Raw genomic sequence first — 26,675 nt, forward strand, 5'->3', positions numbered from 1 at the left:
CCGAAACGAACGGCCGGTACTGCAAAGTCCCGGCCGTTTTCCATTGCAGTCCCCGGTCGCAAAACCGTGAAAGGACGGCAGTGATGGGGGACGGTGATGCGTGGGGTTTCGGACCTTGCGTCCGGGGCCCCATGCATCGGCGGCCAACGCCCAGCCCGACGAAGGACGAGCGGACTCAGTGCGTCAGCACATCCCGATCCAGCGCTCGGCTTGCTCCGAGCAGCGGGGCCTGATCTGCCTCATGCACGACGAAGGTCGGGATGGCTCGCAGGTATGAAGTAAGGCGGCCGCAGGTCTCGAAGCGCGTCCGGAAGGGACTGCGATCGAACCACTCACCGAGGCGGGGCACGATGCCACCGCCGATGTAGAGCCCACCGCGCGCGCCGAGCGTGAGCGCGACGTGGCCGGCGATATCACCGAGCAGCGCGCAGAACATGCTGACGACATCGCTGCTGAACGGCTCGCCGGCGAGCGCGGCGGCAGTGATGGCCGGCGCGATGCGGCCTTCGCCAGGTGCGAGTTTGAGCCCGCGCAATTCGGCGAGCGCCGTGTAGAGATTTTCGAGACCGGGACCGGACACCGCGCGCTCCGCCGACACGTGGCCGAAGCGCCGGTGCAGCAGGTCGAGCACGGCGCGCTCCTCCGGCTCGTAGGACGAGAGCGTCGCATGCCCGCCTTCGCCGCCGACGGCGACCATCGAGGTGCCGTCCTCGGACGGCAGCAGCCCCGAGACGCCAAGACCCGTCCCCGGGCCGACCAAGCCGCGTGCCGCGCCGTCGACCGCCTCGCCGCCGCCGACCTTGCGCGTCGATCGCGGATCGATGCCCGGGAGCGCCAACGCGAGCGCGGTGAAGTCGTTGATCACCAGCAGCCGGTCCGCCCCGAGCGCCGACTGCAGCGCGCGCGTGGAGAAACTCCAATGGTGGTTGGTCATCCGGACGTGGTCGCCGGTGACCGCCGTGGCAATGCCGATCGCGCAACTGCGCGGCGTCGCCAGGCCCTCGCGATGCAGGTGATAGAAGATCGCATCCGCGAGCGTGTCGAAGTCCTGGCAGACATATCGCGCCACATGTTCCAGCGGATCCGCCGCACCGCCCTGGCTGGCGAAACGCACGTGCGTCGCGCCCACATCCGCCAGCAAACGCGCCGGCGCTGCCTTCGCGCCCTGTCTCATGCCTTGTCTTCCTTCACCGATGCTCCATGCCTTCGCGAGGCAAGTCCGTCGCCTGCCCGCAGAAGACTTGGATGCTGCCACAGCCCGCCGGCGGATCCCGATGGCGGACGTGGTCGCGGCCGGTGTTTAGCGCGTCGCGCTCAACGCCCGGCCTTGAACGCCGCGATCGCGTCGCGATACCAGTGCGCACTGTCCTTGGCCAGCCGCTGCTGCGACGCGTAATCGACGTGGAACAGCCCGAAGCGCTTGAGGTAGCCCGAGTTCCACTCGAAGTTGTCCAGCAGACTCCAGTAGAAGTATCCGCGCACGTCGGCGCCCAGCGCCACCGCCTGCGCCAGCGCCTCCAGATGGCCGCGCAGGTAGGCGATGCGTGCCGCGTCGGGCACGCGGCCGTCGACGATGCTGTCCGCGTTGGCCATGCCGTTCTCGGTGATGACGATCGGCGGCGGCGTGTACTCGCGGGTGATGCGCAGCAGGTGCTGGGTCAGCGCCTGCGGATAGATCTCCCAGCCCATGTCGGTGAAACCGAGCTCCCCCGGCGGCGTCACGAACTGCTGCTGCCCGTTGAGCACGCTGCGCGTGTAGAAGTTGATGCCGAGGAAGTCCAGCGGCTGCTGGATCAGCGCGAGGTCGCCGTCCTGGATCTTCGGCGCGTCGGCGCCGAGGTGCTCCACGATGTCCGCCGGGTACTGGCCGCGGAACACCGGGTCCATGTACCAGCGCACGTTGGTGCCGTCGTCGATGCGCGCGGCGCGGCGGTCGTCCTCGCTGAGCGGGTCGGCGGGGAAGGACGGCGTGTGGTTCAGCACGATGCCGAGCTGCGCCTTCGAGCCCACGGCGCGCATCGCCTGGATCGCGGCACCATGCATCATGAGCAAGTGATGCGAGACCTGATAAGCCTCGGCGCGGTTCGTGTGGCCGGGTGCGAACTGCGCGGTCTCGTAGCCCAGCGTCGACGAGCACCACGGCTCATTCAGCGTCGCGATCGTCGACAGCCGGTCGCCGAAGCGACGCGCGATCTCGGCGGCGTACTCCGCGAACAGCGGCACCACGTCGCGCGACAGCAACCCGCCGATCGAATCGTCCAGCGCCTGTGGCAGGTCCCAGTGGTACAGCGTCGCGTTGGGCTTGATGCCGGCGGCCAGCAGCTCGTCGATCAGCCGGTCGTAGAACGCGAAGCCGGCCTCGTTCCACGCGCCACGCCCCTGCGGCTGCACGCGCGGCCACGAGAACGAGAAGCGGTAGGCGTCCAGCCCCAACCACTTCATCAGCTTCACATCCTCCGGATAACGGCGGTAGTGATCGCAGGCCACGTCGATGTTGGACGCGTCCTTGATGCGGCCGGGTTGGGCGCAGAAGCGGTCCCAGATCGATTCGCCCTTCCCTTCTTCACGGGCGGCGCCCTCGATCTGCGCGGCACTGGTGGCGGAGCCCCACTGGAAGTCCGCAGGCAACGACTGGATCAGCGATTGGAAGGTGGCGGTGTCGGCGGCGGGGTTGGCGTCGTTCGCGTGCATGGTGGTGGCAGTCGTGGTCGTAGGGGTCGTAGGGGTCGAAGGATTCGAAGAAATCGAAGGGGTCGAGGACATCCCGACGGATGTCGCAGGAGTGGTCGCAGCAGAAGTCGCGGTCGTGGACATGGCGTTTCCGGCGGTCGATTCGGTCAGCCGCGCACGGCGCCCGAGGTCAGCCCGGCGACGAGACGCCGGGCGCTGAAGAAGTACGCCACCAGCAGCGGCAGCATCGCGATGGCGCTGCCGATCATCAGCGCGCCCCATTCGGTGTTGTTGGGCGCCTGCATCGACCGCAGCGCGAGGGGCAGCGTGTAGTGCTCGGCCGAGCGCATGACCACCAGCGGCGCGACGAAGTTGTTCCAGCTCGCGATGAAAGTGATCAGCCCCAGCGTGCCCAGCGCCGGCGTGAGCAGCGGCAGCACGATGCTCCAGAAGATGCGCAGCTCGCCGCAGCCGTCGATGCGCGCAGCGTCGATCAGGTCGGGCGGGATCGCCGAGCCGATGTACTGCCGCATCAGGAAGATGCCCAGCGCGCTCGCGGCCGCCGGCACGTAGAGCGCGCGTGGCTCGTCGATCCAGCCCAGCGCGTCCATCACCATGAAGCTCGGGATCATGTGCATGAACGCCGGCAGCATCATCGAGCCGAGCACGATCGCGAAGAGCGTGCGCTTGAAGCGGAACTCGTAGATCGCGAACGCGTAACCCGCGAGCGAGCACAGCAGCAGGTTGAGCACCGTCGTCATCGCCGCGACGTAGAGACTCATGCCGAGGTTGCGCCAGAACGGCAGGCGTTCCTCAAGCAGCCTGAGGTTCGAAGACGCCGCATCGCCGAACCACAGCGGCGGCGGGTTGTCGAAGATCTCCGTGCGCCCATGCGTCGCGAAGACGAAGGTGAAGTACAGCGGGGCCACGAGCAGCAGCGCGCCCATCGCGACGATCAACCGGGCGGGCCAGTGCTTCTCAACGCGTGCCATGGCGACTCCGCGGGTCGCGGCCGAACAGCCGCGCGTTGACCCAGGTCAGCGCGGCGATCAGCACGAACATCAGCCACGACATCGCCGACGCCGTGCCGAAGTCGCCGTCCGAGAACGCCGTCCGGTACATGAAGATCGCCGTCGTCATCACCGACGAGGACACGCCCTTCTCGCCGTCGACGAGGATGAAGGGCTCCTCGAACAGCTGCAGGTTGCCGATGATGGTCAGCGTCACCGCGAAGAACATCATCGGCTTGAGCAGCGGCAGCGTGACGTGCCAGAACTGCTGCCACTCGGTGGCGCCGTCCAGCGTCGCGGCTTCGTAGAGGTCCTTGTCGATGACCTGCAGGCCGGACAGGTAGAGCACGAGGTTCCAGCCCAGGTAACGCCAGAACACGACGAAGGCCACCGCGGGCCGCGTGACGTCGGCGTCGCCGAGCCAGTCGATGCCGCCGTCTTTCAACGCCGTGAGCGACGCCAGCGGACTGCCGATGAACGGGATGCGCGTGAGCTCGGCCAGCGCGGCGTTGATCAGGCCGTAGTCCTTGGAATACAGCGTCGTGAAGATCAGCGCGATGGCGACGCTCGACGTGATGTACGGGACGAAGTACGCGCCGACGATCAGGTCGCGACCTCGCCTGAAGCGCCGATGGATGAAGAACGCCAGCGGCAGCGCCACCAGATGCTGCGGCACACCGGCCACCAGCGCGAACCACGCGGTGTTGTAGAGGGCATCCCAGAACCAGGGGTCGGTGAGCGCGTAGCCATAGTTCTCCAGCCCGACCCAGTGCATCGTGTGCAGGCCCTCGGCCGGGTTCCACTGCTGCAGCGACAGGTAGATCGAGAAGAACAGCGGGAACAGGCTGAACACGAGGAACAGCGCGAAGAACGGCGCGATGAACAGGTAGGGCGCGACGCGACGCGATCGCAGCGCCGGCAGTCGCAACGACGGCAGGCGCAGTGCGGTGAGCGAGGGGAAGCGGCGCGCGGACATCCGTGTGGCCTCAACGGCGGCGCGCGCGGCGCTCGATGAGATGACGCGCGTCGGCCAGCGCCTCGCCGATGGCCTTGCCCTTGGCAACGACGCGCTCGAACTCGTCGCGGATGACCGTCGTCGCCAGCACGTCGAATCGGTTCACCGGGATCGCCGGGATGTGGGTCGCGGTCTCTCGCCAGAGCTGACGCGCGCGTTGTCCACCGAGGAAGGCGATCGGCTCGTCCATCACCGGATCGCGCAGCACCGCGCGCATCGCGGGGAAGCTGTCGAGCACCTTGAGCGAATCCAGCTGCACCTGCGCATCGGCGGTCATCAGTCGGATGAAGTCCCAGGCGGCGCTCTTGTTGGCGGCCTTCTTCGGGATCGCATAGAACGAACCGCCGTACGCCGCCTGCACACCGCCGGGCAGCGGCGCCGAGCGCCACAGCCCCGCCGTCTGCGGCGCGATCCAGTTGCGCAGCTGGCCGACGAGCCAGGCGCCCATCATCTGGGTCGCGATGCGGCCCTGCTTGAAGCCCGCGGCCCAGTCGTTGGTCCAGGCGATCGCGCGCGCGTCCAGGCCCGCGCGGCGCGCGGCGCGGCCGAGCTCGAAGGCGTGGCGGAAGCGCGCCGACTCGACGAGCACGCGGCCTTCCGCGTCGAAGTAGAGGCCCTCGCCGTCCTGCAGGCCCTGGCGCAGCGCGATGTCGCGCAGGTCGGCGGCATCGGCCATCAGGTAGGCGCCGGTGGACTTGCGGATGCGTTCGCCCGCGGCCAGGTACGAGGACCAGTCGCGGGTGATCTCGGTCTCGCTGACACCGGCCTGGTCGAGCAGGTCCTTGCGGTAGATCAGCGTGCCGGGGCCGATGTCGGCGGGAATCGCGACCTGCTCGCCCTTCGGCCCCGCGCCCTGCGCCATCGCGAAGCGGACGTACTCGTCCGCATGCGCGGCCGCGTGGAACGGCGCCTGGTTCAGATCGAGGAACCCGCCCGAGCCGGCGAACTTGCCGATGTAGCGCAGGTCGATCGCCATCACGTCGGGCAGGCCGGAGCCCGTCGCCAACGCCGTCGTCATCGACAGGTGGTGATCCGCGTACTGCATCGACAGCAACTTGAGCTCGACCTCCGGATGCAGCGCGCGCCACCGGGGCGCGGCCGCGATCGCGGCACGGTCGAGGTCGGGGAATGTGGCGACGCGCAGCACCGAGGTCGGTGCGGGCGTCGGGGCCACCTGGGCCGCCGCGGGAAACGCCGCAGGGAGCGCGGCGGCGGCCCCGGCCACCAGCAGCGCACGCGCTGCCGATCGCCGGGTCAGGTGGACGTCGGGCACAGCGATCAGAAGTTGTAGCCCGCGTTCACGCCGAAGGTGCGCGGCGCCGCGTACTGCGCGGTCCACACCGGATTGGCGAAACTCACCGAGCTGCCGGCGCTGGTCTTGATCTTCTCGTCCGAGACGTTGCGCACGAAGCCGTCGACGTACCAGTTCTTCTTCGACGTGTAGCGCACGCTGATGTCCGCCGTCGAGTACGCCTTCTGGCGGTCGCCCTCGCCCAGGTTGAAGACCGACAGCCAGTTGGACGACTGGTAGTGGTAGCTGATGCGTGGCGCGACCTGGTCGCCGTTGGCGAGCGGGAAGACGTGTTCATACATCAGCTGGATCGCCACCTTCGGCGCGTGCGGCAGGTCGTTGCCGGTGACGTTCAGGCAGGTGCCGCCCAGCGTCGGATCGAAGCAGGTGGGCAGCTGGTAGTCGTTGGACGCCGCCACCAGCGCGCCGAGCTTGGTCTTCGTGTACGAGGCCGACAGCATCAGCTTGTCGTCGTTGGTGATCATCCAGGAGGTCTCGACCTCGAGGCCCGACACCTTCGCGCCCTCCGCGTTGGAGTAGGCGAACTGGCGGTTGCCGTTGACGATCACCGGCGCGCTGAACTGGAAGTCCTTGAACTTCATGTGGTACGCGCTGACGTTGAAGGTCATGCGGCCGTCCAGCAACGAGGTCTTGTAGCCGACCTCGTAGTTGGTGAGCGTCTCCGGTCCGTAGGGCAGGCCGCCGTCGCCGGTGCCGCCGGACTTGTAGCCGGTGGACACGCTGCCGTAGGCCATCGAGCTCTTGTCGATGTCGTAGGTCGCGCGCGCCAGCCAGGTCGTCTTGCTGCCCTTGTAGTGCGCGTCGTTGATGTTGCCCGCGACGTAGCCGTTGGCCGGATCGGTCGGATCGATCGTCGGGTTCAGCGGGATCTGCGGCGCGGCGGGGTTGCTGTTCCAGGTCCAGCCGCGACCGCCGATGTTCTTGCGGTCGTCGTGCGTGTAGCGCAGGCCGCCGGTCACGTGGAAGGCGTCGGTCAGGTTCCAGGTCGCCTGGCCGAAGACGGCCTTGGAATCGACGGTCTCCTTCGGCTGGATGAACGAGCCCTGCCAGCTCACGGTGCCCTGCTGCGTCCCGTTCATGATCGGGATGTCGAAGCGGATACCGTTGTCCTCGGCCGCGTAGTACAGGCCCAGCACCCAGTCGATGGTCTGCTTGGCCGTGCTCTGCAGCGTCAGTTCATGGCTCTGGCTGCGGTAGCTGGTCCAGACGGTGTTGTCTTCCTGGTGGTTGGCGCCGGTCGTGAAGCTGGTCGGCATCTGGACGCCGAAGTCCTGGTCGTAGGTGCCCGAGCCCTTGAAGTGGGTGTAGCCCGCCACGTAGGCCAGCGACATGCCGCCCATGTCGTACTCCGCGCGGCTGCGGATCGAGGTCGAGTCGCGCTTCAGCGACGGGGCCGTGTCGATCAGCGCGGACCAGAATTTCTGGCCTTCGCGCGGCGTCTGCATCAGGCTCATCGCCGGCGTGCCGCGATCGGCGAACTGCTCCACCGACACGTCCCAGCGGAAGGCCTTGATCGGCTGCCACAGGAAGCTCAGGCGCGCGGCGGTTTGATCCTGCGCGTTGTACTTCGGTCCGCCGGTGGTAAACAGGTTGTAGTTGATCGGCTGGAACGGGGGGAAGGCGCCCGCGGTATTCCCCGCGTTGTAGGCGGCCTGCTGCTGCGCCAGCGTGTACTGCGTGGGCTTCTGGTAGTCGACGTAGCCGTCGTGCTGCTCGTGGATGAAGGCCACGCGCGCCGCGAGCGTGTCGCCCAGCGGGATGTTGATCGCGCCCTTCGCGCCCAGGCGGTTGTAGCTGCCGGTGCCGAGCTCGACGTAGCCGGAGTTGTCCTTCAGCACCGGCTTGGCCGTCTTCATGTTGATCGTACCGACGGTGGAGTTGCGTCCCCACAGCGTGCCCTGCGGGCCGCGCAGCACTTCGATGCCGTCCAGGTCGAACAGCATGGTCGCGGCGCCCTCGGGGCGCGGCGCGAAGACGCCGTCGACGAACAGCGCGACCTCGGGGTCGGCGTACTCGGTCTTGGCGGAGTCGTTGCCGATGCCGCGCAGCGTGATGCTCACGATGCCGTGGTCGCCCTGCCCCGTGCCCTGCATGCTGGGCACGAGGTTGAACACGTCGAGCATGCTCTTGACGTGGGCGTCGTCGATCGTCGACGCGCTGATCGCGGTCACCGCGATCGGGGTCTTCTGCAACGAGGTGGCGCGTTTGGTCGCCGTGACGACGACTTGCGGCAGGGCCTTGCTCTCCTTGGCGTCGGCCGACGACGTCGAGGCGGTGTTGCTGCTTTCGGCCTGCGGCGCCGGCGCGGGGGCTTCGGTCGATTGAGCGTGGGCAGCGCTGGCCAGCAGCGCGAGGACCGCGATCTGGACAGGCGTGGACAGGCCGAGGCGCGGCCGGCGGATGAGGCGGTCAGTCATGTTGTCTCCTGGTGGGCTTTCGATACGAAGCTCTGTTCCGGGTCTTGTTCTTGTAATTTGAGTACATCGTAGGCAACGCATGACAACGTTGTCAACGCCTCGATTGACATCGTTGTCATTTTGCTCACTATCATTTACCCGTAGATCCGGACATCGAGCCGGACATCGATCCCGACGGCATCCGGGCCGCGATCCGCGGTCCGTCAGAAGACAACAGGAGACAAGCACATGCAGCCCATCCAGGACATCCTCATCGTCGGCGGCGGCACGGCCGGCTGGCTGACCGCCGCGTTCCTCGCGCGGCAGCTCGGCACCGCGCACGGCGGCGTCCGCATCACGCTGGTGGAATCCAGCGACATCGGCATCATCGGCGTGGGCGAAGGCACCTTCCCCTCGATCCGCGGCACGCTGTCGGCGATCGGCATCGGGGAGGCCGAGTTCCTCGAAGCCTGCTCGGCGACGTACAAGCAGGGCATCCGTTTCGAGCATTGGGTGCGGCCGCCGGGGACGCCCGGCGCGGATCACTACTTCCATCCGTTCAGCCAGCCGAGCCAGCGGCCGGGTGCGCCGGAGCTGCTGCCGTACTGGCTGATGGGCGATGCCGGCGAAGGGCGCGCTTTCGCCGAGGCGGTGACGCTGCAGAAGGCGGTGGCCGATGCCCGGCATGGGCCGAAGCGCGCGAGCGATGGGGACTTCCTCGGACCGCTGAACTACGCGTATCACTTCGACGCCGGCCGCTTCGCGGCGCTGCTGGCGGAGCACGGTCAGGCACTCGGCGTGAAGCGCGTGATCGCCACGGTGGATCGCGTGGATCTCGATGAACAGGGCGCGATCGCCGCGGTGCATACGAAGGAAGCCGGCGTATTGACCGCCGGGCTCTATGTCGATTGCAGCGGCTTCCGCGCGCGGTTGATCGGCGAGGCGCTGGGCTCGCCGTTCAAGTCGATGCGGGACGTGCTCTTCGTCGACAGCGCGCTGGCGATGCAGGTGCCGTATGCGCGGCCCGATGCACCGATCGCGTCGTACACGATCGCGAGCGCGCAGGACCACGGCTGGATCTGGGACATCGGACTGCAGGAACGGCGCGGCATCGGCCATGTCTACAGCAGCCGGCATTGCGATGACGAGGAAGCGGAGCGCGCGCTGCGCCGCTACATCGGGCCGGCGTCGGACGCGCTGACGCCGCGCAAGCTCGCGCTCAACATCGGGTATCGCGAGACGCAGTGGGTGAAGAACTGCGTGGCGGTCGGTCTGTCGGGCGGGTTCCTGGAGCCCTTGGAGTCGTCGGGCATCGGGCTCATCGAGACCGCGGCGTATCTGATCGGACAGCTGTTCCCGTTCAACGGCGACACGGCGCCGGTGGCCAGGCACTTCAACGCGTTCATGAAGGAGCGCTACGCGCGGATCGTCGACTTCATCAAGCTGCACTACGGACTGACGCAGCGCACGGACACGGCGTTCTGGCGCGACAACGCGGACCTGGCGTCGTTCACCGACTCGCTGAAGGAAAAGCTCGCGATGTGGCGTTGCCGGCCGCCGCAAAGGCTGGACTTCATCACCGACGTCGAGATGTACCTGCCGGCCAGCTGGCAGTACGTGCTCTACGGAATGGAATTCGAGACGCAGCTCGGCACCGGGGCGGCGGCGCTGATGCGCGGCGAGGAGGCTCGCAGGGAGTTCGCGACGATCGCGCAGCTCGGCGCGCATGCGCTGCGGGACCTGCCGCCGCATCGGGTGCTGATCGAACAGCTCCTCGCGCGGACGGGCCGGCGAGCCGCCTGAGGTTTCGTCGCCAGGATCCCCTCAGGCCTTCGAACGTCAGACCTTTTTGAGACGCGGCGCGGTGGTCGTGCCGAGCACCGCGGTGGAGTCGCGCACGACCAGCTCGTGCGGCAGGACGCGGTGTCTGGTCTTGGCGGCCTCGTCGGCTTCCGCATCGGGCTCCGCGTCACGCGGCGCACCGATCAGCAGGTCGACCGCGACGCGCGCCATGTCGTCCATCGGTTGGCGCACCGTCGTCAGCGGCGGCCACACACGCGCGGCGGCGGGCGTGTCGTCGAAGCCGGCGATCGAGAGGTCGCCCGGCACCGCCAGACCCAGCCGCTGCGCCGCGGCGAGCACGCCCAGCGCCATGTCGTCATTGCTCGCGAAGACCGCGGTCGGGCGCTGGCGACGGCTCAACAGTTGATAGGCGGCTTCGACGCCGGTGTCGAAGGTGAAGTCGCCCTGCACCACCAGGTCCTTGTCGAGCGGCAGCTTGTGCGCCTTCAACGCGGCCAGGTAGCCCTGGTAGCGGCGCCTGGAGGCGACCTGCTCCTTCGCGCCCTTGATGATCGCGATGCGGGTGTGTCCCAGGCTGATCAGCAGGTTGGTGATCTCTTCCGCGGCGTGCACGTCGTCCATGCGGACGCTCGGGTGGTCGGGCTCGTCGGCGGCGGGGGAAATCAGCACGCAGGGGGTCTGGCTCTCGCGCAACGCGGCCAGGACCTGCGGGTTGTCGCACAGCGGCGGCGTGAGGATCATGCCGTCGGGACGCAGCGCGGAGACCATGCGGTCGACCTGCATCGCGAGGTCGGGGGCGTCGTTGTGGAGAGACTCGACGACGAGGTGGTAGCCGGCCTCCCGGCAGCGCAGCGTCGCGCCCTGCTGGACACCGCCGACGAAGGCCGCGGACGGGTCGTAGTACAGCAGACCGATCAGGAAGGAACGTCCGCCGGCGAGGCTGCGCGCCGACTGCTTGGGCCGGTACTTGAGGTCGGCGACGACCTTCAGCACCGCCTCGCGCGTTTCGGAATGGACGCCCGGCTCTTGGTTCAGGACCCGGGATACCGTCTTGATGGAGACGCCCGCTTCTCGGGCGACGTCGATGATGGTGGCGGGTTTACGTGGCGGCATAAGGATCCGGAAAGCTCGCCCGACTTTGCCATACCGAAACGTTCGGTGCGGGCGGGGAGCCCCGGAGCGTTTGAACTCCGCTCGCTGACACCGCGGAGAGCACTCGGTCACGCAAGCGCGACCCCGGTTTGGACCTCCCGGTCCAAACCATTCGAGTCCTCGCGTGATGTCCACTGGACATCACTTCCTGGGCTTCAGAATGAGAAAAGCCGGCTCGAAGCCGGCTTTTCAGATTTGGTGCCCAGGAGAGGACTCGAACCTCCACGGAGTTACCCGCTAGTACCTGAAACTAGTGCGTCTACCAATTCCGCCACCTGGGCTTTCAGGATTTCCTCGTCACAACTTGCGTTGCAGCGAGGAATTGGACTTTAGCACGCTTTCGAATACTGGCAAGCGATTCAGCCGCCCCAACTCACTTTTCCAAGACGGGTGTGCGGATCCCACAACGCCTGTACTCTCCTCGCCCAATCCAGCATCGCAGGCTCCACGCGCTCCCAGTGCGCCCGGTACGCCGACTGCAGTTGTGGCCCGACCCCGTGCTCCGCGCTGATCGATCCGCCCAGCTCCGCGACCAGCGCGTACAGGCCCTCGCGCAGGGTCAGCTCTTGCTCCGGCGTGAGCGATCCGGCGCTCGCCGGCCACACCATGTTGAAGTGCATCCCGCCGTCGCCGAGGTGACCGAAGTCGGCGAGCCGCGCCTGCGGGAAACGCTCGGCCAGCCACGCCGCCCCGCGCTCACGGAAGGCCATGAAGTGCTTCCGTGGCAACGAAAGATCGAGCCCGATCACTTTTCCCTGCACCCGCAGCCCTTCGCTGATGCGATGACGCAGGCCCCAGATCGCCTCGTCGGCGTCGAGCACGGCGTCGCGCACGCGTCCCGATTCGAACTCGCCTTCGAGCCAGGACTGCAGCAGTCCGTTGAGCGAGAGCTGATCCGCCGGCAGCTCGCTGCTGAGCTCGATGAGCATCGCGTAGTCCGGCAGTTGGCCTTCAAACCAACGCGCGACATCCTGGCCATGCAACCCCGCTTCGAGCGCCGCGCGGCTGATGCCTTCGAAGGCGGACACCAGCCCGCCCCAGCGCTGCATTACGTCGGCGTAGAGCGGGAACACCTCGGCCAGCGACGCGGGCGCCACCAGCGCCACGGCGCGCTGGCGCGGCAGGGGCGCGAGCTTGATCGTCACCTCGCTGACCAGGCCCAGGCTGCCGGACGAGCCGATGAACAGCTGCCCCAGTGCGAGCGCCGAGTTGTCCTTCTGCAGTCCCTGCCCCAGGCGCAAGACCTGACCCGCAGGCTCCGCGAGCACGACTTCCAGCGCCAGCGTATTGGCGCGCACGTCGCCGTAGCGCAGCATCCGCGTGCCGCCGGTGTTGTGCGCCACCATGCCGCCGATCGACGGATCGGCGCTCAGGTCGACGGGGAACCACAGGCCGTGCGGTTCGAGTCGCTCGTTGATCTCCGACAGCCGGAAGCCCGACGACACGCGCAGCGTGCGGTCGAGCAGGTCCAGTTCGAAGACCTCGCGCAGCCGCTCGGTGCTGAGCAGCACCTCGCCGTTCGCGTCATCGGGCGTGCCTGCGCGGACCAGCCCGGTGTGCGCGCCCTGCACGACCACGCGGAGACCGCAGGCCGCCGCGAGCGCCAGCACGCGCGCCGCTTCGTCGCGGCTGCCCGGGCGCACGAGCGCGGCCGCACGTCCCGCCGCATAACGCGCGGGCTGCAGGTAGCGCGGCTCGATGTCCGCGCCCACCTGCACGAAGGCGTCGCCGCAGACGGCGATCGCCTCCGCGAGGAAACCACCGGCCTGGAAGCTCAGCACGCCGCGGCCTCGCCCGTGGTGTCGGCATCCTTGGCCGCGCCGGCCGTCATCTTGAAGATGCCCGTCGCGTTGCCCGCGTCGAAGGCCAGGTCCAACGCGCCCGACTCATCGAGCGGCGCGCGCTGGATGAATTCGTGGAAGCTGCCCGGCACCTCGAGCATCACGCGCTGGCCGCGATCGAGGAACTCGCGCATCACGCGCGCCGCCTTGAACGCGGTCTGGCGCACGCGCCCGGTGGCGGAGGTCTCGATCGAGTCCTTCACCGGCCGGTCGAGCGCACGCTGTGCCGCGACGACGGATTCGATGTCGGCCACGCGGTCGGTCGCATGGTTGAAGGCGTTGCCCTCGGTCGCGATCCAGGCCATCTCGGCCGATTCGGCCAGCAGCACCTGGTAGTCGTCCGCCTCGAACAGCGCATGCTGCCGATCGAAGCAGCCGACCAGCTTAGGCAGCAGCGCCGCCGCGGACGCGGTCGGCAGATCGCCGTCGCGCGCGAGGTGCTCCAGCAGCGCCAGGTCCGCCGGCGTCAGCGGATCCTGCGAGGTCGACAGCACCCGCGTCACCGCGCCCTGGAAGCTGCCGGAGAAGCGCTCCGGATGCAGCTCCGAGACGAAGAACTGCGCGATGTCCTCGGGGAAGTCGGCGTGGCGCCAGGCGCGGCCGGTCATCTTCAGGCGCGGCAGCGGATAGGTCGCCGCCATCGCAAAGCCGAGCGGTCTCAACACGCGCGTGATCGCGGCCTCGCCCGGCGGCAGCGCGCCGGACGGCCACGCCACCGTGCGCAGCGCACCGTGGTCGAAGACGAGTTGTTGCCCGTCACGTTGCAGGTCTGCCACGTAGGCCGCCGCCATCGGCACGCGGTCGGTGACGTCGAGGAAGAGCGCCATGTTCAGCGCCTGCGCCAGCTCGGCGCGCGACACGCGCTTGCCGGCCGGACGCAGCAGCGCCGGCACGACCTGCACCCGCGCGAAGGCGGCGCGGGCCGCCTCGTCGCCGAGCGCTCCGTGCAGCAGCTGGAACAGCCCGCTGTCCACCGCCGCCGCGACCTTGGCGTTGAGCGCCGTCAACGCCTGCAGTTCCACCGTCCGCTCAGACATCGAACTTGACGCCCTGTGCCAGCGGCAGCTCGCGCGAGTAGTTGACGGTGTTGGTCGTGCGGCGCATGTACGCCTTCCACGCGTCCGAGCCGGACTCGCGACCGCCGCCGGTTTCCTTCTCGCCACCGAAGGCCCCGCCGATCTCCGCGCCCGAGGTGCCGATGTTCACGTTGGCGATGCCGCAATCGGAACCGCTGGCACTGACGAAGGTCTCGGCCTCGCGGATGTCGTTGGTGAAGATCGCCGAGGACAGGCCCTGCGGCACGTCGTTCTGCAGCGCGATCGCCTCGTCCAGCGTCTTGTACTTCAGCGTGTACAGGATGGGCGCGAAGGTCTCGTGCTTCACGATGGCCGACTGCGCCGGCATGCGGACCAGCGCCGGCACCGCGTAGAACGCTTCCGGGTACTGGGACGCCAACGCGCGTTCGCCGCCGCTGACTTCGCCGCCCTGCTCGCGCGCGGCGGCCAGGGCCGATTGCATCGCGTCGAAGGCGGCCTTGTCGATCAGCGGGCCGATCAGGTTGCCGGGCTCGACCGGGCTGCCGATCTTGAGCTGCGCGCGGGCGCGGTCCAGGCGGGCGACGAGCTCGTCATGGATCGACTCATGCGCGATCACGCGGCGCGTCGTGGTGCAACGCTGGCCGGCCGTGCCGTAGGCGCCGAACAGGATGCCGCGCACGGCGAGGTCCAGGTCCGCGCTCGGCGTGACGACGATCGCGTTGTTGCCGCCCAGCTCCAACAGGCAACGGCCGAAGCGCGCCGCGACACGCGGGCCCACCGCGCGGCCCATGCGGGTCGAGCCGGTCGCGGAGACCAGCGCCACGCGCGTGTCGTCGACCATCGCTTCGCCGACACCGGCGCCGCCGATGAGGACCTGCGACAGGAACTTCGGCGCGCCTTCATAGCGGGCGACGGCCTTCTCGAACAGCGCCTGCGTCGCGAGCGCGGTCAGCGGGGTCTTCTCGCTGGGCTTCCACACGCAGGTGTCGCCGCAGACCAGCGCGAGCGCCGAGTTCCACGCCCACACCGCCACCGGGAAGTTGAACGCCGAGATGATGCCCACCACGCCCAGCGGCAGGTACTGCTCCATCATGCGGTGGCCGGGACGCTCGCTGGCGATGGTCAGGCCGTGCAACTGGCGCGACAGGCCGACGGCGAAGTCGCAGATGTCGATCATCTCCTGCACTTCGCCTTCGCCCTCGCTGGTCACCTTGCCGGCCTCCAGCGAGACCAGGCGGGCCAGCGCCGCCTTGTTGGCACGCAGCTCCTCGCCGAACAGGCGCACGAGTTCGCCGCGCTTGGGCGCCGGCACGGTGCGCCAGGCCAGGAAGGCCTGCTGCGCGTTGGCGATCGCGGCGGTCATGTCGGCGGCCTTGGCCTCGTGGACCGCGCCGATCACGGCGCCGTCGATGGGGCTGCGGACGGTCATGGAACCGCCGGTGACGGCGGCGGCCGGCACGCCCAGGGTGGCCAGCAGGTCGGTGGTGGTGGAAGTCATCGGGGAATTCTCCTTCAGGCGTTCAGGCAGGTCGTGCGATGGGCTGATTGCATCGAACGAGTCGATCGATCAGCCGATCCATCAGCCGATGGATTCCACTTGACGGCACTGTTGATACGCCTTGCCGAAGCGATTGGCCAGGAAGTCCGGCAGCGCCACTTCTTCCTGACGCACGAAGCCCGACTGCGGCAGCTTGCCTTCGCGGAACAGGTCGACCGCGGCGCAGATGCCGGCGGCGGTGGTGATCTGGATGGCCGACAGCGGCTGCGCGCCGTCGCGCTCGGCGAAGATCTTGCGGGCGAAGACTTCCTGCATCAGCACGCCGTTCTTCATGCCCGACACGGTCACGAACACCAGGACCACGTCCTGCATGGTCGCCGGCATGCTCTTGCGCATGATGTCCTTGAGCTTCTCCTGGTCGTTCTTCAGCGCCAGGTCGTCCAGCAGGAACATCATCAGGTCGCGGTGGCCGGGATAGCGGACGGTCTTGTAATCCAGGTTGCGGACCTTGTTCTCCCAGGTCTCGCACAGCGTGCCGAGGCCGCCGGAGGTGTTGAAGGCCTCGTACTCGGTGCCGTCCAGCGAGAAGTGCTCCAGGCCTTCCAGCGGCAGCGCGGCGATGGAGACACCGTCATGGATCGCTTCGCAGGGATGGCAGTACTCGTTGATCAGGCCGTCGACGGACCAGGTCAGGTTGTACTTCAGCGCATTGGTCGGGAAGGCGGGCAGCGCGCCGACGCGCATCTTGACGTCGCTCAGCGAGTCGAAGCTCTTGGCCAGGTGGTGCGCCACGATGCCGATGAAGCCCGGCGCCAGGCCGCATTGCGGCATGAAGGCGGTCTTCGCGCCTTCGGCGATGCGCTTGATCTCCTTGGTCGCGGCGACGTCCTCGGTCAGGTCGAAGTAGTGGCAGCCGGCTTCCAGCGCCATGTGCGCGGCGGTGATGGCCAGGTGGTACGGCAGCGCGTTCACGACCACGTCGTTGCCGCGCAGCGCGGCGGCGAGCTGGGCCTTGTCCTCGGTGTCGACGGTCTTGGTCGCGAGGCCCTGACCCGCCAGCAGCTGCAGCGCGGCGGCGTTCTTGTCGATCACGGTGACCTGGTAGTCGCCGCTGCCCTGCAACAGTCGCGCGATCGTCTGGCCGATGTGTCCGGCGCCCAGCAATGCCACTTTCATGTCGTACTCCTTGTGATCCTGTGCGGATGAGGTTTCAGATGCGATGAGGGCAGTGTCCCGACCTGCACTGACGAAAGAAAGCGCGAGTTCGACGAAAAACACGTCGATACTGACGATTCGTCAGCCAGATCATTCATTCCGGCGAAAATGAGGGTTTATCCCGAGAACTCCGTCACAGCCTGTAGAAGGCCCTGCCCATGAATGCGAAGAAGACGTCCGTCGGCACAGTGAGCGAAGCACCCGCCGTTTCCCACGCGACGCTGCGCGACCAGACGGACCGCGACCTGATCGCGCTGCTGCAGGCGAATGCGCGGGAAAGCACCGCCGACCTTGCACGCAAGTTGGGCGTGGCCCGCACCACCGTGGTGGCGCGGCTGGCGAGATTGGAGGCCGAGGGCCTGATCGCCGGCTACACGGTGCGGCTGGGCGGCGAGGCGGTCGAGCGCGGCGTGCAGGCTTTCGTCGGCATCACGGTGCAGCCCCGCGCGGGGCGCGAGGTGGTGAAGCTGCTCTCCCGGCTGCCGGAGCTGCGTCAGCTGGCGTCGGTCAGCGGCGAGTTCGACTACATGGCCACGCTGCGCGCCGACAGCACCGCGCGCCTGGACGCGCTGCTCGACGAGATCGGCGACATCGAGGGCGTGATCAAGACGCACACCTCGGTGCTGCTGGCGCTGCGGGTGGACCGGAGCGCGTGAGCGCGAGGGACTCCGTGGCGTGCGGACCAGAACGATGTCAGTCCGGTAGCGCGTGAGTAACGTCGTGTTTTAGACGGGCGGTCCCGTCAACGCGCAGAGCTGGCACGCCGTTTGCAGATCATGAGTCGCCAGCTCAAGGAGCGCACCATGTCGAAGCCCGCCGTCACGACCAAGCACGTCCCGCCGATCGTCATCGGCCTGAAAGCCCTCGCGATCCTCGCGGTGGCCTGGGGCGCGGTCTATCCGTCACTGCTGTGGGGTCTCGGCGCCGTGCTCCGCTGAGCACCGCGGCGACCTCCATGTCCTGAGGAGTTCCGCCATGAAAGCCCCTGCCCGTCTCCACGGCGCCGCGCCGCCCATCCCCGCGCAACCGCCCATTGCCGCCCATCGCTGGCGACGCCTGCTGCTGCCGGCGATCGGAATCGCCGTCGCGGTGCTGGCCCTGCTGGCCGCGATGGCGTGGCTCGACCACGCCGAAGGCGATCTGCGCCAGGTCCAGGCCCCGACGGACCAACCGTCCGCCACCACGCCCGCGTCTCCCGCATTCGAGCCGTCCGCGACAAGGGTCTCTTGATCCGGATACCACTGGTGATGTCCTCCCGGCGGAGGCATAGTCCGCGCCGCAAAGGAGCGACTTCACCATGTGGGCACTCATCCTCGGACTGATCCTCTTCCTCGGGCCGCATTCGGTCCGCATCGTCGCGCCGGCCTGGCGCGAGGCCCGCCTCGCCGACTGGGGCGAGAAACGCTGGAAGCTCACCTACACCGCGTTCGCCGTGATCGGCCTGCTGCTGATCATCTGGGGCTACGGGCAGGCGCGGCTGACGCCGCATCCGCTGTGGCCGACGCCCCGCGGCATGAACCACCTGGCCGGGCTGCTGATGCTGCCCTCGCTGATCCTGCTGGCGGCATCGCACGTGCCGCGCAACCACTTCCAGGCGAAGCTGCGTCACCCGATGCTGCTGTCCGTGAAGCTGTGGGCCTTCGGTCACCTGCTGGCCAACAACACGGTCGCGGATGTGGTGTTGTTCGGCGCCTTCCTGGCCTGGGCGATCCTGGACTTCCGGTCGGCCCGGCGCCGTGCCGCGCCGCCGCCGCCGGCGGGCACCGCCAAGGGGACGGCGATCTCGGTCGCCATCGGCGTCGTCGCCTGGATCGCGCTCGTCATGGGGCTGCACCGGCTGATCATCGGCGTCAGCCCGTTCCCGACGATGGGCTGAAAGAGAAGCGCCCTCGAGGGGCGCTTCATGCTCGTTCAGAGGCTGCGCTTGCGCTGCAGGACCAGCAGCCAGAAGCACAGGCCCGCGACGATCAACCCGCCGATGAACTGCGGATGCCAGGCGGCTTGCAGGACCTGCGGCAGCCCTTCCCGGGCGTAGTCCGGGAAGCGATAGAGCATGTCGAAGAAGTCCTGCAGGTTGAGGTGGCCCTCCTTGTCCGAATCGATGACCAGCCGGGTCCCGGTCTGGACGAGCGAGCGGCCGACGCCCGCGACCTGCGTGATCAGCGCGTTGCGCAGGACCTCGGCGGCGGTCTCGTTCTTGTAGATGTTGAGGAAGGCCGCGACCGCGATCACGAGCAGCGGGGCGCCCCAGCGCTTGAGCCAGGCGGAGGCGGCCATCAGCGCCAGCACGATGGGCGAGAGCCACAGCGCCGCGAGCACCAGCCCGACCGCGAGCCGCAGCCCGAGCCACACGGTGGCCTGGAACAGCGCGCCCCACTGCGTCTGCTGCAGCGCGGCGAAACCGAATTCCTTGAACGCCATCGCCGATCCGACGATGGCGCCGCCGACCAGCGCCAGCAGCGTGGCGACGACGGGCACGAGGATGCCGTGGGCGACGATGGGCGCGCCAATGCTGGCGGCATGGCTGCCGGGCAGCGACGACCAGAACTCGATCGAGCGGTCCTGCTGGTCGCGGCGGGCCAGGCCCATCAGCTGATAGACCGAAACGGCCAGGGCCAGCGCCAGCACCAGGCCGACGGTCAGCAGGCCGGCGATCAGCGCCACCGGCTCGGGGCTGGGCACGTCGATGCCGTCGACCTGGCTAAACGGCACCAGCGCCAGCAGCACCAGCACGGGCGCCAGCACCAGGCCGATCCAGGCCCGCTTGTATTGCAGCCACTCGCGCAGCAGCAGCGTGTTGAAGAGCGTCATGGGGTGGTCCTTTGAAGAGGGTCGCAGCGGATCGCGGAGCGTCGCAGCAGGCGCCGGTCAGGCTTCGGTGGCCTGGCGCTCGGGCTTGCGGGTCAGCGCCATGAAGAGGTCGACGAGGCTGGGGCGCACGCGCTGGCCCAGATGCGCGACGGCATCGGGCGGCACGCCGTCGAACAGTGCGGCGGGCCGGCCCTGCACGCGGTAGCGCAGCAGCGGATGGTTGGCGGCGACCAGCTCGGCGGCGTCGGGGTCATGCGACAGCGCGACGAAGCGCTCGTCCATTTCCGCGAGCGAGATGTTCAGCACCAGCCGGCCCTCATCGAGCATCAGCACGTCGGACAACAGGGTCTCGACCTCCTCGACCTGGTGGGTGGAGATGAGCACCGAGCGCTCGCCGTCGCACCACTCGTCGATGAGCATCTCGTAGAAGCTCTTGCGCGACATCACGTCCAGGCCGAGCGTCGGCTCGTCGAGGATCATGAGCTTCGCGTCGATGGCCGCGATCAGCGCGAGGTGCAGCTGCGTGACCATGCCCTTGGAGAGGTGCTTGACCTTGTCGTTCTCGGTGACCGAGGTGCGCTTGAGCAGCTGCCGGGCGCGGTCGGCGGAGAACGCCGGCTGCAGGCCGGCCATCAGGCGGATCAGCTCGGACACCTTGGCCCAGCGCGGCAGCACGGCGACGTCGGGGATGTAGCAGAGCGAGGTCAGGAGCTGGGCGCGGTCCGAATGCGGATCGAGGCCGAGCACGCGGAGCTCGCCCTGGGCGCGCTTGAGTCCGACGAGCGTCTTCATCAGCGTGGTCTTGCCGGCGCCGTTGTGGCCGAGCAGTCCGACGACGCGGCCGGCGGGGATGGTGAAGGTCAGGTCCTGCAGCGCGGCCTTGCGGCCGTAGTTCAGGCTCAGGTGGCTGGCCTCGATGAGCGTCTTCATGCGTCCTCCCAATTCAGGTCTTGCGGCCGGAGGCCCAGGCGGCGGAGTTTCTCCCGCAACCGGGGCCATTCCTCCTGGAGGAACTGTTCCCGCTCGGTGTGCAGCAACCGGATGCGGGCGCCGTCGCGGACGTACATGCCCAGGCCGCGGCGGCTCTCGACGAGTCCCTCGTCGACGAGGGCCTGCAACGCGCGGCTGACGGTCAGCGGGTTGATGAGGTACTGGCTGGCCAGCGTGCGCACGGAGGGCAGTGCTTCGCCCTCCGGGGGATCGCCGTCGAGCAGCTGCGACGCCAGTCGGTCGGCGAGCTGCTGATAGATCGGCGCTTGATCGTTCCAGCTGTGCATGACGCGGGGCGCCGGAGCGCCGGTGTGTTGCTGATGTAGCACACCATAGCAAGCGCCCCCGCGCTCACCCAGCGGGGGGCGACAGACTGCAAAAAAGAGGGGATGAAGCGGAGGTAGCTGTCGGTTTTCACTGAGTTTGGAATTGTTTGCGCTTAACTTGGAACTCCAGCGCGCATCTGGCTGCTCGTTGGCACGCCAGGGTGGAGCGGTGCAGGGGTGCGCTTCAGGGAGCGGACCGGGCGGCCCGTCTTTCAACAAGAACTATGGGATCGTTGGCCACCCGATGATCGCCATGTGCGCTCATCCGCGGCCTCGGCGCGACCGGCCGGTCCAGGCTGATGGCGGTCATTTGAAGTCGGCACCCAACCAACTGGTCGACAGCGTCGGCCGCGCACTCCATGACGTGCCATTACCCTAAAGTCAGCGATCTGAAGATGTATCTATCTCCGCCCTTCGAAAGTTCCTCAAGAGATCATTGATGTTCCCACGGGGAACGTGTACATTCCTCAAATGAATTCGATGTTCGATCCAATTCGAGGAAATCCGTATGAGTACCGATGAAGGCAAGATCGCTTCCGTAGCGAGCATCTGTGTAATTCTTCTCAGAGAAGTTCGCACCGAGCGCAACTACCATCAGGCTCAGATTGCCGATTGGATCGGCAAAACGCCTAGCGCGTGGACGAAAGTTGAAGCAGGTAAGAGCCCGCTTCAGTTCGACACCTTTCTTCGTGTCTGCAACAGCTTGCAGGTCACGCCATCCTCCGTCTTGGCGGCCGCAGAGCGTTACGCCGCGCTTTTGAGCCAGCATGGCTGGGCGATCCTGACGTCGGAAGATGCACTCGCCGAGGACCAGCTGATTCGTCAGGCGCAGCAATACTGGACGTCGCCCGGCGGGCGGACTCAGGCGGCCGCACGGCTCACGTTCTTGTCAGTGCTTAACGGTCCTACGTATAACTTTGACGGGACCGTCAGCCTCGCCCCGGTGTTCCAGTTCGCCCTTGATCCTGAGTTCCGCGAGCTGCAACAGCTGCCGCCCTCCGCCTTTCCATCCGCCGTGGGTGTTTAGGGCATCAACAAGTTCTAGACACATTCGGCGGCGGGCAATCAGCCTAGCCCTTCAATTGAGGGGCCGGGCGCCTCAGCCGTTGCGAGGTCGACAGGCGAGATTTCCGTGGCTCGCGTTCCTACACCAAAGAGGATGTCTGGGCCACCGGGCAAAGGGGCGGCTCGACCGGGCTCAGACCGACAGCGATGCCTGCGACGACCCGCCTGGATCTGTCGAGAACGACCGTTGCTACCCCCCCCCCTTGAAACCACCGCACCATTCCCGCCGAATGCGGTGGTTGGGCGAGATGCGGATAGCGCCGGGCTTGCTAACTGGTTTCGTCCGCCCCCTGGTTCGGCAGCGGCTGGCTTTGGCTCCCTCTGGCAGCTCGCTTGCCTCCGGTTGGAGTGGGCCACAACCGAGCGAGGCCGCCCCCCAAGACTGCGAGAGCAGGAGCAAGCGCCAGCGCTAGCTTCGGCATACTCCGAGCCATGAACAGATTCCTGAGGTCGCTAAGGCCAGAGAGCAGCGCGGGCAGTTCTCCTGTGAGTCCGCCAAGCTGAGTAAAGAGGGGACCCCAGTTCCGGGTGGCAGCCGCTCTCGTAGCACCAAAGTACGCTGCCAAACCTCCGGACACTACCGTTCCCGCGATAGGGCTGGCCGATGTGGTGGGCGTTGGTTCTTCCCCTTGCGTCTTGTCGCCGCCATTTAGCTGAACGGGCTGACCATAGAAGGCGTCCAGCATTCGGCGCTGAGCAATTAGCCGCGGACTGCTCGCAAGCACATCCGCAAGCGTCTGTTGTGCAGAGCCGGTGTGCGCAGCCAGGGATTGCATATGGGCAGCAGGACGGTGATTGCGCTGTTCACCTCGCGTGAACCCATCTGAATGCTGACGAACGCTGCGCATAGCGGCTACTCCTACTCCGAAGGGCTATCCAATGTCTAGCGCGTCGGCTCAATAACGGCTGCTCCACGACCTTGGCGTCCGTTCCAGCCGCCGGCTCCAACACCCACGCAGAACTGTCTTGCCGGCCCCGACCCCTGGCCATCGGTGAATTGCCGAAACCTCACTTCAGGAATGCTGAGTTGAAGTGGTGACAGCACGCATGGGTAGCGTCCAGCATCCGTCCGCACGCGGATGCGCACCTTGCCGTCGCGACGGGACGCGGATTCGGGGACGGTCTCGACGCACACGGTGGTGACAAGGAGCGGATGCGTCGGTCGAACGAGCGTAGACGAAGTGATAGACGCCGTCGCGAGGCGATTCCGGCCATGGCGTGGCGTTCTCCAGCCCAGATCTTCGTCCTCAGCAAAGAAGAAGGCGGCAAGACCGTCGGCGCAGGCATCGTGACTGAAGTGCTCGGCTGAAAGGCTGAGCCTTCCCGGCCCCTGTTGCCTGCTTGTCAGGTAGCAGGGGCTTTTTTTCTGCCGGATCAGCGGCGATAACCCACTGACCGCCGCCTCCCCGGCAGAAGATCAGACCGACTTGATCTCCCCGCCGTCCATGCGGAGCACGGTCCCCGTCATCCACCTCGCGCCGGGCGAGGTGATGAACGCAATCAGCTCGGCGATCTCCTCCGGCTCGCCGAAGCGGGCAATACCTGCCCCCTTCAGGAACAGCGCCTTCATCTCGTCCAGCGTGATGCCACGGGCCGCGGCCGCTTTCTCCAGCATGCCGAGGCGCCGGCCGGTCATGATCGCGCCGGGCGACACGCTGTTGACCTGCACGCCGTCGACGACGCCGCGCTCCGAGAAGGCCTTGGCCAACGCCTCGATGGCGGCATTGATCGCCGCCACGGCTGCCTGCGCGGCCTTGGGGTTCTCCGCCGAGTTGCCCGAGATGAACACAACCGATCCGCCCTGGGCCTTCAGCGCTTCCCAGGCCCGCACCGTGAGGCGCCGCGCGCCGTGGAACTTCAGCGCAAGGCCGCTGTCCCACTGCGCGTCGCTCATCTCGAAGACGTCCAAACCGGGCACGGCGCCGGCCACGTTGACCAGCGCATCGATGCGGCCGAAACGGGCCAGCGTGGATCCGATGACCGCCTCGGCCGCATCAGCCCGGCTGAGGTCCTGAGCGATGGGCCAAGCCTCGATGCCGAGTTGACGCACGGCCTGCGCGGCGCTCTCCAGCTCCTCACCGTCCTGCGCGACCAGCACGATCACCTTGAATTCGCGCGCGAGGCGCAGCGCCGTGGCGCGACCGATTCCGGAACTTGCGCCGGTGATGACGGCGACGGATTTCGACATGGGAGTCTCCTTGTGGGATGGCATTCAGTGGACGGCGCGGAGCGCGGTCAGGATGACGTCGACCACCGCGTCGGGCGCGGTCAGGCTGGGTGTGTGGTCCACCGGATGGCGGATCACCGTGGCACGCATGCGCTCGGCCATGAAGGCCTGCGTGTCCTTGACGATCATCCGGTCGTGCTCGGCGAGCAGGTACCAACTCGGCAGGTCGCGCCAGCGCGGGCGGCCGACCGGCGTCGTGATGCAAGGGAGCGCGATAGGGCGCTGCACAGCCACCAGCAGCTGCTGCACGTCCGGCCTGGCATCCGGCGCGAACGCGTCCGCAAAGGCCTCGCGCGGCAGCCAGATCAGTCCATGGCCGTCCGGCGCGAGCGCCGGTGCCTTGGGGTGAGGCGTACCGCGGCTGAACACCGCCATCACGGTTTCCCCTTCGTCAGGCGCCAGCGCCGCCACATGGACGAGCGCCCGCACCTTATCGCTCCGAGCCTCGCCGATGACCGCTCCCGCATAGGCGTGACCCACGAGCACGACAGGACCATCCACACGATCCAGGGCGCGATCCAACGCTGCCACGTCGTCTCGCAGCGAGGTCAGCGGCAGCGGTGCCGCCATCGCATCGACCCCGGCACACTGCAGTCTCTGGATGACGGGGCGCCAACTGGAGCCGTCCGCCCATGCGCCATGCACCAGCACAGCGGTCGCCCGCTCCGCGCTCATCGGATCGCTCCTGCCAGGAACTCGCGCATGACCGCTGCGATCTCGTCCGCGTGGGTCTCGAGCGCGAAGTGGCCGGTGTCGAAGAAACGCACCTGCGCGTTCTTGTTGTCACGCTTGAACGCCTCCGCGCCGGCGGGCAGGAAGAACGGATCGTTGCGGCCCCAGACGGCCAGGAACGGCGGCTGATGCTGGCGGAAGTAGGCGTGGAAGTCCGGGTACATCGCCACGTTGTTGGCGTAGTCGAGGAACAGGTCGAGCTGAATCTCGTCCGCCCCTTCGCGCGCCAAGTAGTGGTTGTCCAACGTGTAGCCATCGGGCGAGACGCGGGCGGGATCCGGCGTACCGTGCGTGTACTGCCACTGCGTCGTCGCGGGTTCGAGCATCTGCCGGATGCCTTCGCGGTTCTCGGGCGTCGGCTCGCGCCAGTACTTCTGGATCGGACTCCACCCGTCGCTCAACCCTTCGACATAGGCATTGCCGTTCTGCGACACGATGGCCGTGATGCGCTCCGGGAAGCGCGCCGCCAGACGCAGACCCACGGGCGAGCCGTAGTCGAAGACGTAGAGCGCGAATCGCTTCAGACCGATCACCTCGGTGAAGCGGCCGATCACCTGGGCCAACCGGTCGAAGGTGTAGTGGAACGCCGTCCGCGACGGCATCGCCGACTGCCCGAAGCCCGGCAGGTCCGGCGCGATCACGCGGTACTTGTCCGCGAGCTTGGGGATCAGGTCCCGGAACATGTGGCTCGAACTGGGGAAGCCGTGCAGCAGCAGGAGCACCGGCGCATCGGCCGGTCCCGCCTCCCGGTAGAACAGCTCCAGGCCGTCCACGTCCACCCGTTGATGTGTCGTCGCACTCATCGTCATTCCTTGATCGTCGATAACCGCCAAATTGCGTATTTAAAGGTTATCCACGCACGCAGTAACTTGTCAACATGATTTTTGACGGTTAACATGAGCGCCAGCTTCCGAACTTGTCCTCATGAGCAACGCACGCCCCTCCCCGATGTTTCTGGCCGACTCGCGCGGCCTGGACTTCCTGAACACCTTGGCGGTGCCGGTGAACGAGGAACTGGAATGGCTGGCAAATGGCGACGACCTGCTGGCATGGCTGCAGGCGGCGGGGCTGATGAGCGCGGAGGCGCTGGCCGACATGCGCAGTGCGGCGGCACCGGGCGAGCTCGATGCCGCTGCCGGGCAGGCGCGCGCGCTGCGCGAGTGGTTCCGTGGGTTCGTCCGCGATCACCGCGGCAAGCCGCTGACGGCGAAGGCCGTGGCCGAACTGGAGCCGCTCAATCGGATGCTCGTCCGCGACGAGGCCTTCCTTCAGATCGTGCCGCGCGCCAAGGCAGCGGACGAGGTCGCGCCGTCGGCGTTGGAACTGGTGGTGCAGCGCCGCTGGCGCTCGCCGGAGGCGCTGCTGCTGCCGGTGGCGGAGTCACTCGCCCGGCTCCTCACCGCGGCCGACTTCAGCGACGTGAAGCAATGCGAGGGGCCGGGGTGCATGCTGCATTTCCTCGACACCACACGGCATCGCAATCGCCGCTGGTGCAGCATGGCCGTCTGCGGCAACCGGGCCAAGCAGGCGGCGCATCGCAGCCGCAAGGCGGCTGGCGGCTGAGGTCACGAGGGG

At 67.6% G+C, this 26,675-nt stretch carries 24 protein-coding genes and 1 tRNA gene; 7 read left to right on the plus strand and 18 right to left on the minus strand.

Annotated features, from left to right (window positions below; all coding sequences use genetic code 11):
- Window positions 1-175 precede the first annotated feature (175 nt).
- The 6 genes from glk to AC07OZ_RS28635 form a co-directional block, all read right to left on the minus strand.
- Window positions 176-1,174 (minus strand): glucokinase, encoded by a 999-nt coding sequence (gene glk, locus AC07OZ_RS28610; RefSeq protein ID WP_495470412.1) that lies wholly within the window; start codon window positions 1,172-1,174, stop codon window positions 176-178.
- Window positions 1,175-1,314: 140 nt separating this feature from the next.
- Window positions 1,315-2,691: a GH1 family beta-glucosidase gene (locus AC07OZ_RS28615; RefSeq protein WP_495470413.1), complete on the minus strand. Its 1,377-nt coding sequence runs from the start codon at window positions 2,689-2,691 to the stop codon at window positions 1,315-1,317.
- Between the two features lie 146 nt (window positions 2,692-2,837).
- The gene (locus AC07OZ_RS28620) at window positions 2,838-3,662 is read right to left on the minus strand and encodes a carbohydrate ABC transporter permease (protein ID WP_495470414.1); all 825 of its coding nucleotides are present in this window, start codon (window positions 3,660-3,662) and stop codon (window positions 2,838-2,840) included.
- A complete protein-coding gene (locus AC07OZ_RS28625) occupies window positions 3,649-4,656 on the minus strand; it encodes a carbohydrate ABC transporter permease (protein WP_495470415.1) in 1,008 nt (335 codons plus the stop codon). The genes AC07OZ_RS28620 and AC07OZ_RS28625 overlap by 14 nt, the downstream gene beginning before the upstream one ends.
- 10 nt (window positions 4,657-4,666) lie before the next feature.
- Window positions 4,667-5,968, minus strand: coding sequence for an ABC transporter substrate-binding protein (locus AC07OZ_RS28630; protein ID WP_495470416.1), 1,302 nt, complete (start codon window positions 5,966-5,968; stop codon window positions 4,667-4,669).
- A 5-nt stretch (window positions 5,969-5,973) separates the two neighbouring features.
- On the minus strand, window positions 5,974-8,424 hold the full coding sequence (locus AC07OZ_RS28635; RefSeq protein WP_495470417.1) for a TonB-dependent receptor: 2,451 nt from the start codon (window positions 8,422-8,424) through the stop codon (window positions 5,974-5,976).
- Between the two features lie 228 nt (window positions 8,425-8,652).
- Between AC07OZ_RS28635 and AC07OZ_RS28640 the strand changes: the two genes are divergently transcribed.
- On the plus strand, window positions 8,653-10,206 hold the full coding sequence (locus AC07OZ_RS28640) for a tryptophan halogenase family protein (protein WP_495470418.1): 1,554 nt from the start codon (window positions 8,653-8,655) through the stop codon (window positions 10,204-10,206).
- Between the two features lie 36 nt (window positions 10,207-10,242).
- On the opposite strand, the gene AC07OZ_RS28645 is transcribed toward AC07OZ_RS28640, so the two are convergent.
- The 6 genes from AC07OZ_RS28645 to AC07OZ_RS28670 all read right to left on the minus strand — a co-directional run bounded on the left by AC07OZ_RS28645 (window position 10,243) and on the right by AC07OZ_RS28670 (window position 16,910).
- Window positions 10,243-11,319, minus strand: a complete 1,077-nt coding sequence (locus tag AC07OZ_RS28645; RefSeq protein WP_495470419.1) for a LacI family DNA-binding transcriptional regulator — start codon at window positions 11,317-11,319, stop codon at window positions 10,243-10,245.
- Window positions 11,320-11,554: 235 nt separating this feature from the next.
- A tRNA-Leu gene (locus AC07OZ_RS28650) sits at window positions 11,555-11,639 on the minus strand.
- A 78-nt stretch (window positions 11,640-11,717) separates the two neighbouring features.
- Window positions 11,718-13,139, minus strand: coding sequence for an FAD-binding oxidoreductase (locus AC07OZ_RS28655; RefSeq protein ID WP_495470420.1), 1,422 nt, complete (start codon window positions 13,137-13,139; stop codon window positions 11,718-11,720).
- Window positions 13,133-14,236 (minus strand): 2-oxoadipate dioxygenase/decarboxylase family protein, encoded by a 1,104-nt coding sequence (locus AC07OZ_RS28660; protein ID WP_495470421.1) that lies wholly within the window; start codon window positions 14,234-14,236, stop codon window positions 13,133-13,135. The genes AC07OZ_RS28655 and AC07OZ_RS28660 overlap by 7 nt, the downstream gene beginning before the upstream one ends.
- Window positions 14,229-15,734: an L-piperidine-6-carboxylate dehydrogenase gene (amaB, locus tag AC07OZ_RS28665; RefSeq protein WP_495470422.1), complete on the minus strand. Its 1,506-nt coding sequence runs from the start codon at window positions 15,732-15,734 to the stop codon at window positions 14,229-14,231. The genes AC07OZ_RS28660 and amaB overlap by 8 nt, the downstream gene beginning before the upstream one ends.
- Window positions 15,735-15,815: 81 nt before the next feature.
- Window positions 15,816-16,910 carry a saccharopine dehydrogenase family protein gene (locus AC07OZ_RS28670; protein WP_495470423.1) on the minus strand — a complete coding sequence of 365 codons (1,095 nt, stop codon included), beginning with the start codon at window positions 16,908-16,910 and terminating at the stop codon, window positions 15,816-15,818.
- A gap of 197 nt (window positions 16,911-17,107) precedes the next feature.
- Here AC07OZ_RS28670 and AC07OZ_RS28675 point away from each other — a divergent pair, with 197 nt between their 5' ends.
- From AC07OZ_RS28675 to AC07OZ_RS28690, 4 genes are all read left to right on the plus strand, one after another.
- Window positions 17,108-17,605 carry an Lrp/AsnC family transcriptional regulator gene (locus tag AC07OZ_RS28675; protein WP_495470424.1) on the plus strand — a complete coding sequence of 166 codons (498 nt, stop codon included), beginning with the start codon at window positions 17,108-17,110 and terminating at the stop codon, window positions 17,603-17,605.
- Between the two features lie 147 nt (window positions 17,606-17,752).
- A complete protein-coding gene (locus AC07OZ_RS28680; protein ID WP_495470425.1) occupies window positions 17,753-17,887 on the plus strand; it encodes a hypothetical protein in 135 nt (44 codons plus the stop codon).
- Window positions 17,888-17,924: 37 nt separating this feature from the next.
- Window positions 17,925-18,179, plus strand: coding sequence for a hypothetical protein (locus AC07OZ_RS28685; protein ID WP_495470426.1), 255 nt, complete (start codon window positions 17,925-17,927; stop codon window positions 18,177-18,179).
- Window positions 18,180-18,246: 67 nt separating this feature from the next.
- Window positions 18,247-18,825, plus strand: coding sequence for an NnrU family protein (locus AC07OZ_RS28690; RefSeq protein WP_495470427.1), 579 nt, complete (start codon window positions 18,247-18,249; stop codon window positions 18,823-18,825).
- Between the two features lie 35 nt (window positions 18,826-18,860).
- Here AC07OZ_RS28690 and AC07OZ_RS28695 read toward each other — a convergent pair whose 3' ends face one another.
- Genes AC07OZ_RS28695 through AC07OZ_RS28705 form a run of 3 tightly spaced genes read right to left on the minus strand, consistent with a single transcriptional unit; the run spans window position 18,861 to window position 21,037 of the window.
- Window positions 18,861-19,760 carry a hypothetical protein gene (locus AC07OZ_RS28695; RefSeq protein WP_495470428.1) on the minus strand — a complete coding sequence of 300 codons (900 nt, stop codon included), beginning with the start codon at window positions 19,758-19,760 and terminating at the stop codon, window positions 18,861-18,863.
- A gap of 57 nt (window positions 19,761-19,817) precedes the next feature.
- The gene (locus tag AC07OZ_RS28700) at window positions 19,818-20,690 is read right to left on the minus strand and encodes an ABC transporter ATP-binding protein (RefSeq protein ID WP_495470429.1); all 873 of its coding nucleotides are present in this window, start codon (window positions 20,688-20,690) and stop codon (window positions 19,818-19,820) included.
- Complete coding sequence (locus tag AC07OZ_RS28705; protein ID WP_377159628.1) at window positions 20,687-21,037, minus strand: GntR family transcriptional regulator; 351 nt, start codon at window positions 21,035-21,037, stop codon at window positions 20,687-20,689. Before AC07OZ_RS28705 ends, AC07OZ_RS28700 begins: the two co-directional genes overlap by 4 nt.
- 547 nt (window positions 21,038-21,584) lie before the next feature.
- On the opposite strand from AC07OZ_RS28705, the gene AC07OZ_RS28710 reads away from it, so the two are divergent.
- Entirely contained in the window at window positions 21,585-22,103 is a 519-nt protein-coding gene (locus AC07OZ_RS28710; RefSeq protein WP_495470430.1) for a helix-turn-helix domain-containing protein, read from the plus strand.
- 1,455 nt (window positions 22,104-23,558) lie between these two features.
- Here AC07OZ_RS28710 and AC07OZ_RS28715 read toward each other — a convergent pair.
- The 3 genes from AC07OZ_RS28715 to AC07OZ_RS28725 are packed head-to-tail and all read right to left on the minus strand — an operon-like array spanning window position 23,559 to window position 25,903.
- Window positions 23,559-24,329 carry an SDR family oxidoreductase gene (locus tag AC07OZ_RS28715; RefSeq protein WP_495470431.1) on the minus strand — a complete coding sequence of 257 codons (771 nt, stop codon included), beginning with the start codon at window positions 24,327-24,329 and terminating at the stop codon, window positions 23,559-23,561.
- 24 nt (window positions 24,330-24,353) lie between these two features.
- Window positions 24,354-25,043: an alpha/beta fold hydrolase gene (locus AC07OZ_RS28720; RefSeq protein WP_495470432.1), complete on the minus strand. Its 690-nt coding sequence runs from the start codon at window positions 25,041-25,043 to the stop codon at window positions 24,354-24,356.
- Window positions 25,040-25,903, minus strand: coding sequence for an alpha/beta fold hydrolase (locus AC07OZ_RS28725; RefSeq protein ID WP_495470433.1), 864 nt, complete (start codon window positions 25,901-25,903; stop codon window positions 25,040-25,042). The genes AC07OZ_RS28720 and AC07OZ_RS28725 overlap by 4 nt, the downstream gene beginning before the upstream one ends.
- A gap of 121 nt (window positions 25,904-26,024) precedes the next feature.
- Here AC07OZ_RS28725 and AC07OZ_RS28730 point away from each other — a divergent pair, with 121 nt between their 5' ends.
- Window positions 26,025-26,663: a CGNR zinc finger domain-containing protein gene (locus AC07OZ_RS28730; protein WP_495470434.1), complete on the plus strand. Its 639-nt coding sequence runs from the start codon at window positions 26,025-26,027 to the stop codon at window positions 26,661-26,663.
- Window positions 26,664-26,675: the final 12 nt, after the last annotated feature.

The organism is Roseateles sp. GW821-FHT09G03, assembly GCF_059416045.1.

Coding starts and splice junctions, on each gene's coding strand:
- AC07OZ_RS28700 (WP_495470429.1), bottom strand. CDS start 20,690: ATGAAGACGCTCATCGAGGCCAGCCACCTGAGCCTGAACTACGGCCGC.
- AC07OZ_RS28680 (WP_495470425.1), top strand. CDS start 17,753: ATGTCGAAGCCCGCCGTCACGACCAAGCACGTCCCGCCGATCGTCATC.
- amaB (WP_495470422.1), bottom strand. CDS start 15,734: ATGACTTCCACCACCACCGACCTGCTGGCCACCCTGGGCGTGCCGGCC.
- AC07OZ_RS28710 (WP_495470430.1), top strand. CDS start 21,585: ATGAGTACCGATGAAGGCAAGATCGCTTCCGTAGCGAGCATCTGTGTA.
- AC07OZ_RS28675 (WP_495470424.1), top strand. CDS start 17,108: ATGAATGCGAAGAAGACGTCCGTCGGCACAGTGAGCGAAGCACCCGCC.
- AC07OZ_RS28615 (WP_495470413.1), bottom strand. CDS start 2,691: ATGCACGCGAACGACGCCAACCCCGCCGCCGACACCGCCACCTTCCAA.
- AC07OZ_RS28660 (WP_495470421.1), bottom strand. CDS start 14,236: ATGTCTGAGCGGACGGTGGAACTGCAGGCGTTGACGGCGCTCAACGCC.
- glk (WP_495470412.1), bottom strand. CDS start 1,174: ATGAGACAGGGCGCGAAGGCAGCGCCGGCGCGTTTGCTGGCGGATGTG.
- AC07OZ_RS28640 (WP_495470418.1), top strand. CDS start 8,653: ATGCAGCCCATCCAGGACATCCTCATCGTCGGCGGCGGCACGGCCGGC.
- AC07OZ_RS28685 (WP_495470426.1), top strand. CDS start 17,925: ATGAAAGCCCCTGCCCGTCTCCACGGCGCCGCGCCGCCCATCCCCGCG.
- AC07OZ_RS28715 (WP_495470431.1), bottom strand. CDS start 24,329: ATGTCGAAATCCGTCGCCGTCATCACCGGCGCAAGTTCCGGAATCGGT.
- AC07OZ_RS28730 (WP_495470434.1), top strand. CDS start 26,025: ATGAGCAACGCACGCCCCTCCCCGATGTTTCTGGCCGACTCGCGCGGC.
- AC07OZ_RS28690 (WP_495470427.1), top strand. CDS start 18,247: ATGTGGGCACTCATCCTCGGACTGATCCTCTTCCTCGGGCCGCATTCG.
- AC07OZ_RS28695 (WP_495470428.1), bottom strand. CDS start 19,760: ATGACGCTCTTCAACACGCTGCTGCTGCGCGAGTGGCTGCAATACAAG.
- AC07OZ_RS28705 (WP_377159628.1), bottom strand. CDS start 21,037: ATGCACAGCTGGAACGATCAAGCGCCGATCTATCAGCAGCTCGCCGAC.
- AC07OZ_RS28625 (WP_495470415.1), bottom strand. CDS start 4,656: ATGTCCGCGCGCCGCTTCCCCTCGCTCACCGCACTGCGCCTGCCGTCG.
- AC07OZ_RS28635 (WP_495470417.1), bottom strand. CDS start 8,424: ATGACTGACCGCCTCATCCGCCGGCCGCGCCTCGGCCTGTCCACGCCT.
- AC07OZ_RS28725 (WP_495470433.1), bottom strand. CDS start 25,903: ATGAGTGCGACGACACATCAACGGGTGGACGTGGACGGCCTGGAGCTG.
- AC07OZ_RS28620 (WP_495470414.1), bottom strand. CDS start 3,662: ATGGCACGCGTTGAGAAGCACTGGCCCGCCCGGTTGATCGTCGCGATG.
- AC07OZ_RS28720 (WP_495470432.1), bottom strand. CDS start 25,043: ATGAGCGCGGAGCGGGCGACCGCTGTGCTGGTGCATGGCGCATGGGCG.
- AC07OZ_RS28670 (WP_495470423.1), bottom strand. CDS start 16,910: ATGAAAGTGGCATTGCTGGGCGCCGGACACATCGGCCAGACGATCGCG.
- AC07OZ_RS28645 (WP_495470419.1), bottom strand. CDS start 11,319: ATGCCGCCACGTAAACCCGCCACCATCATCGACGTCGCCCGAGAAGCG.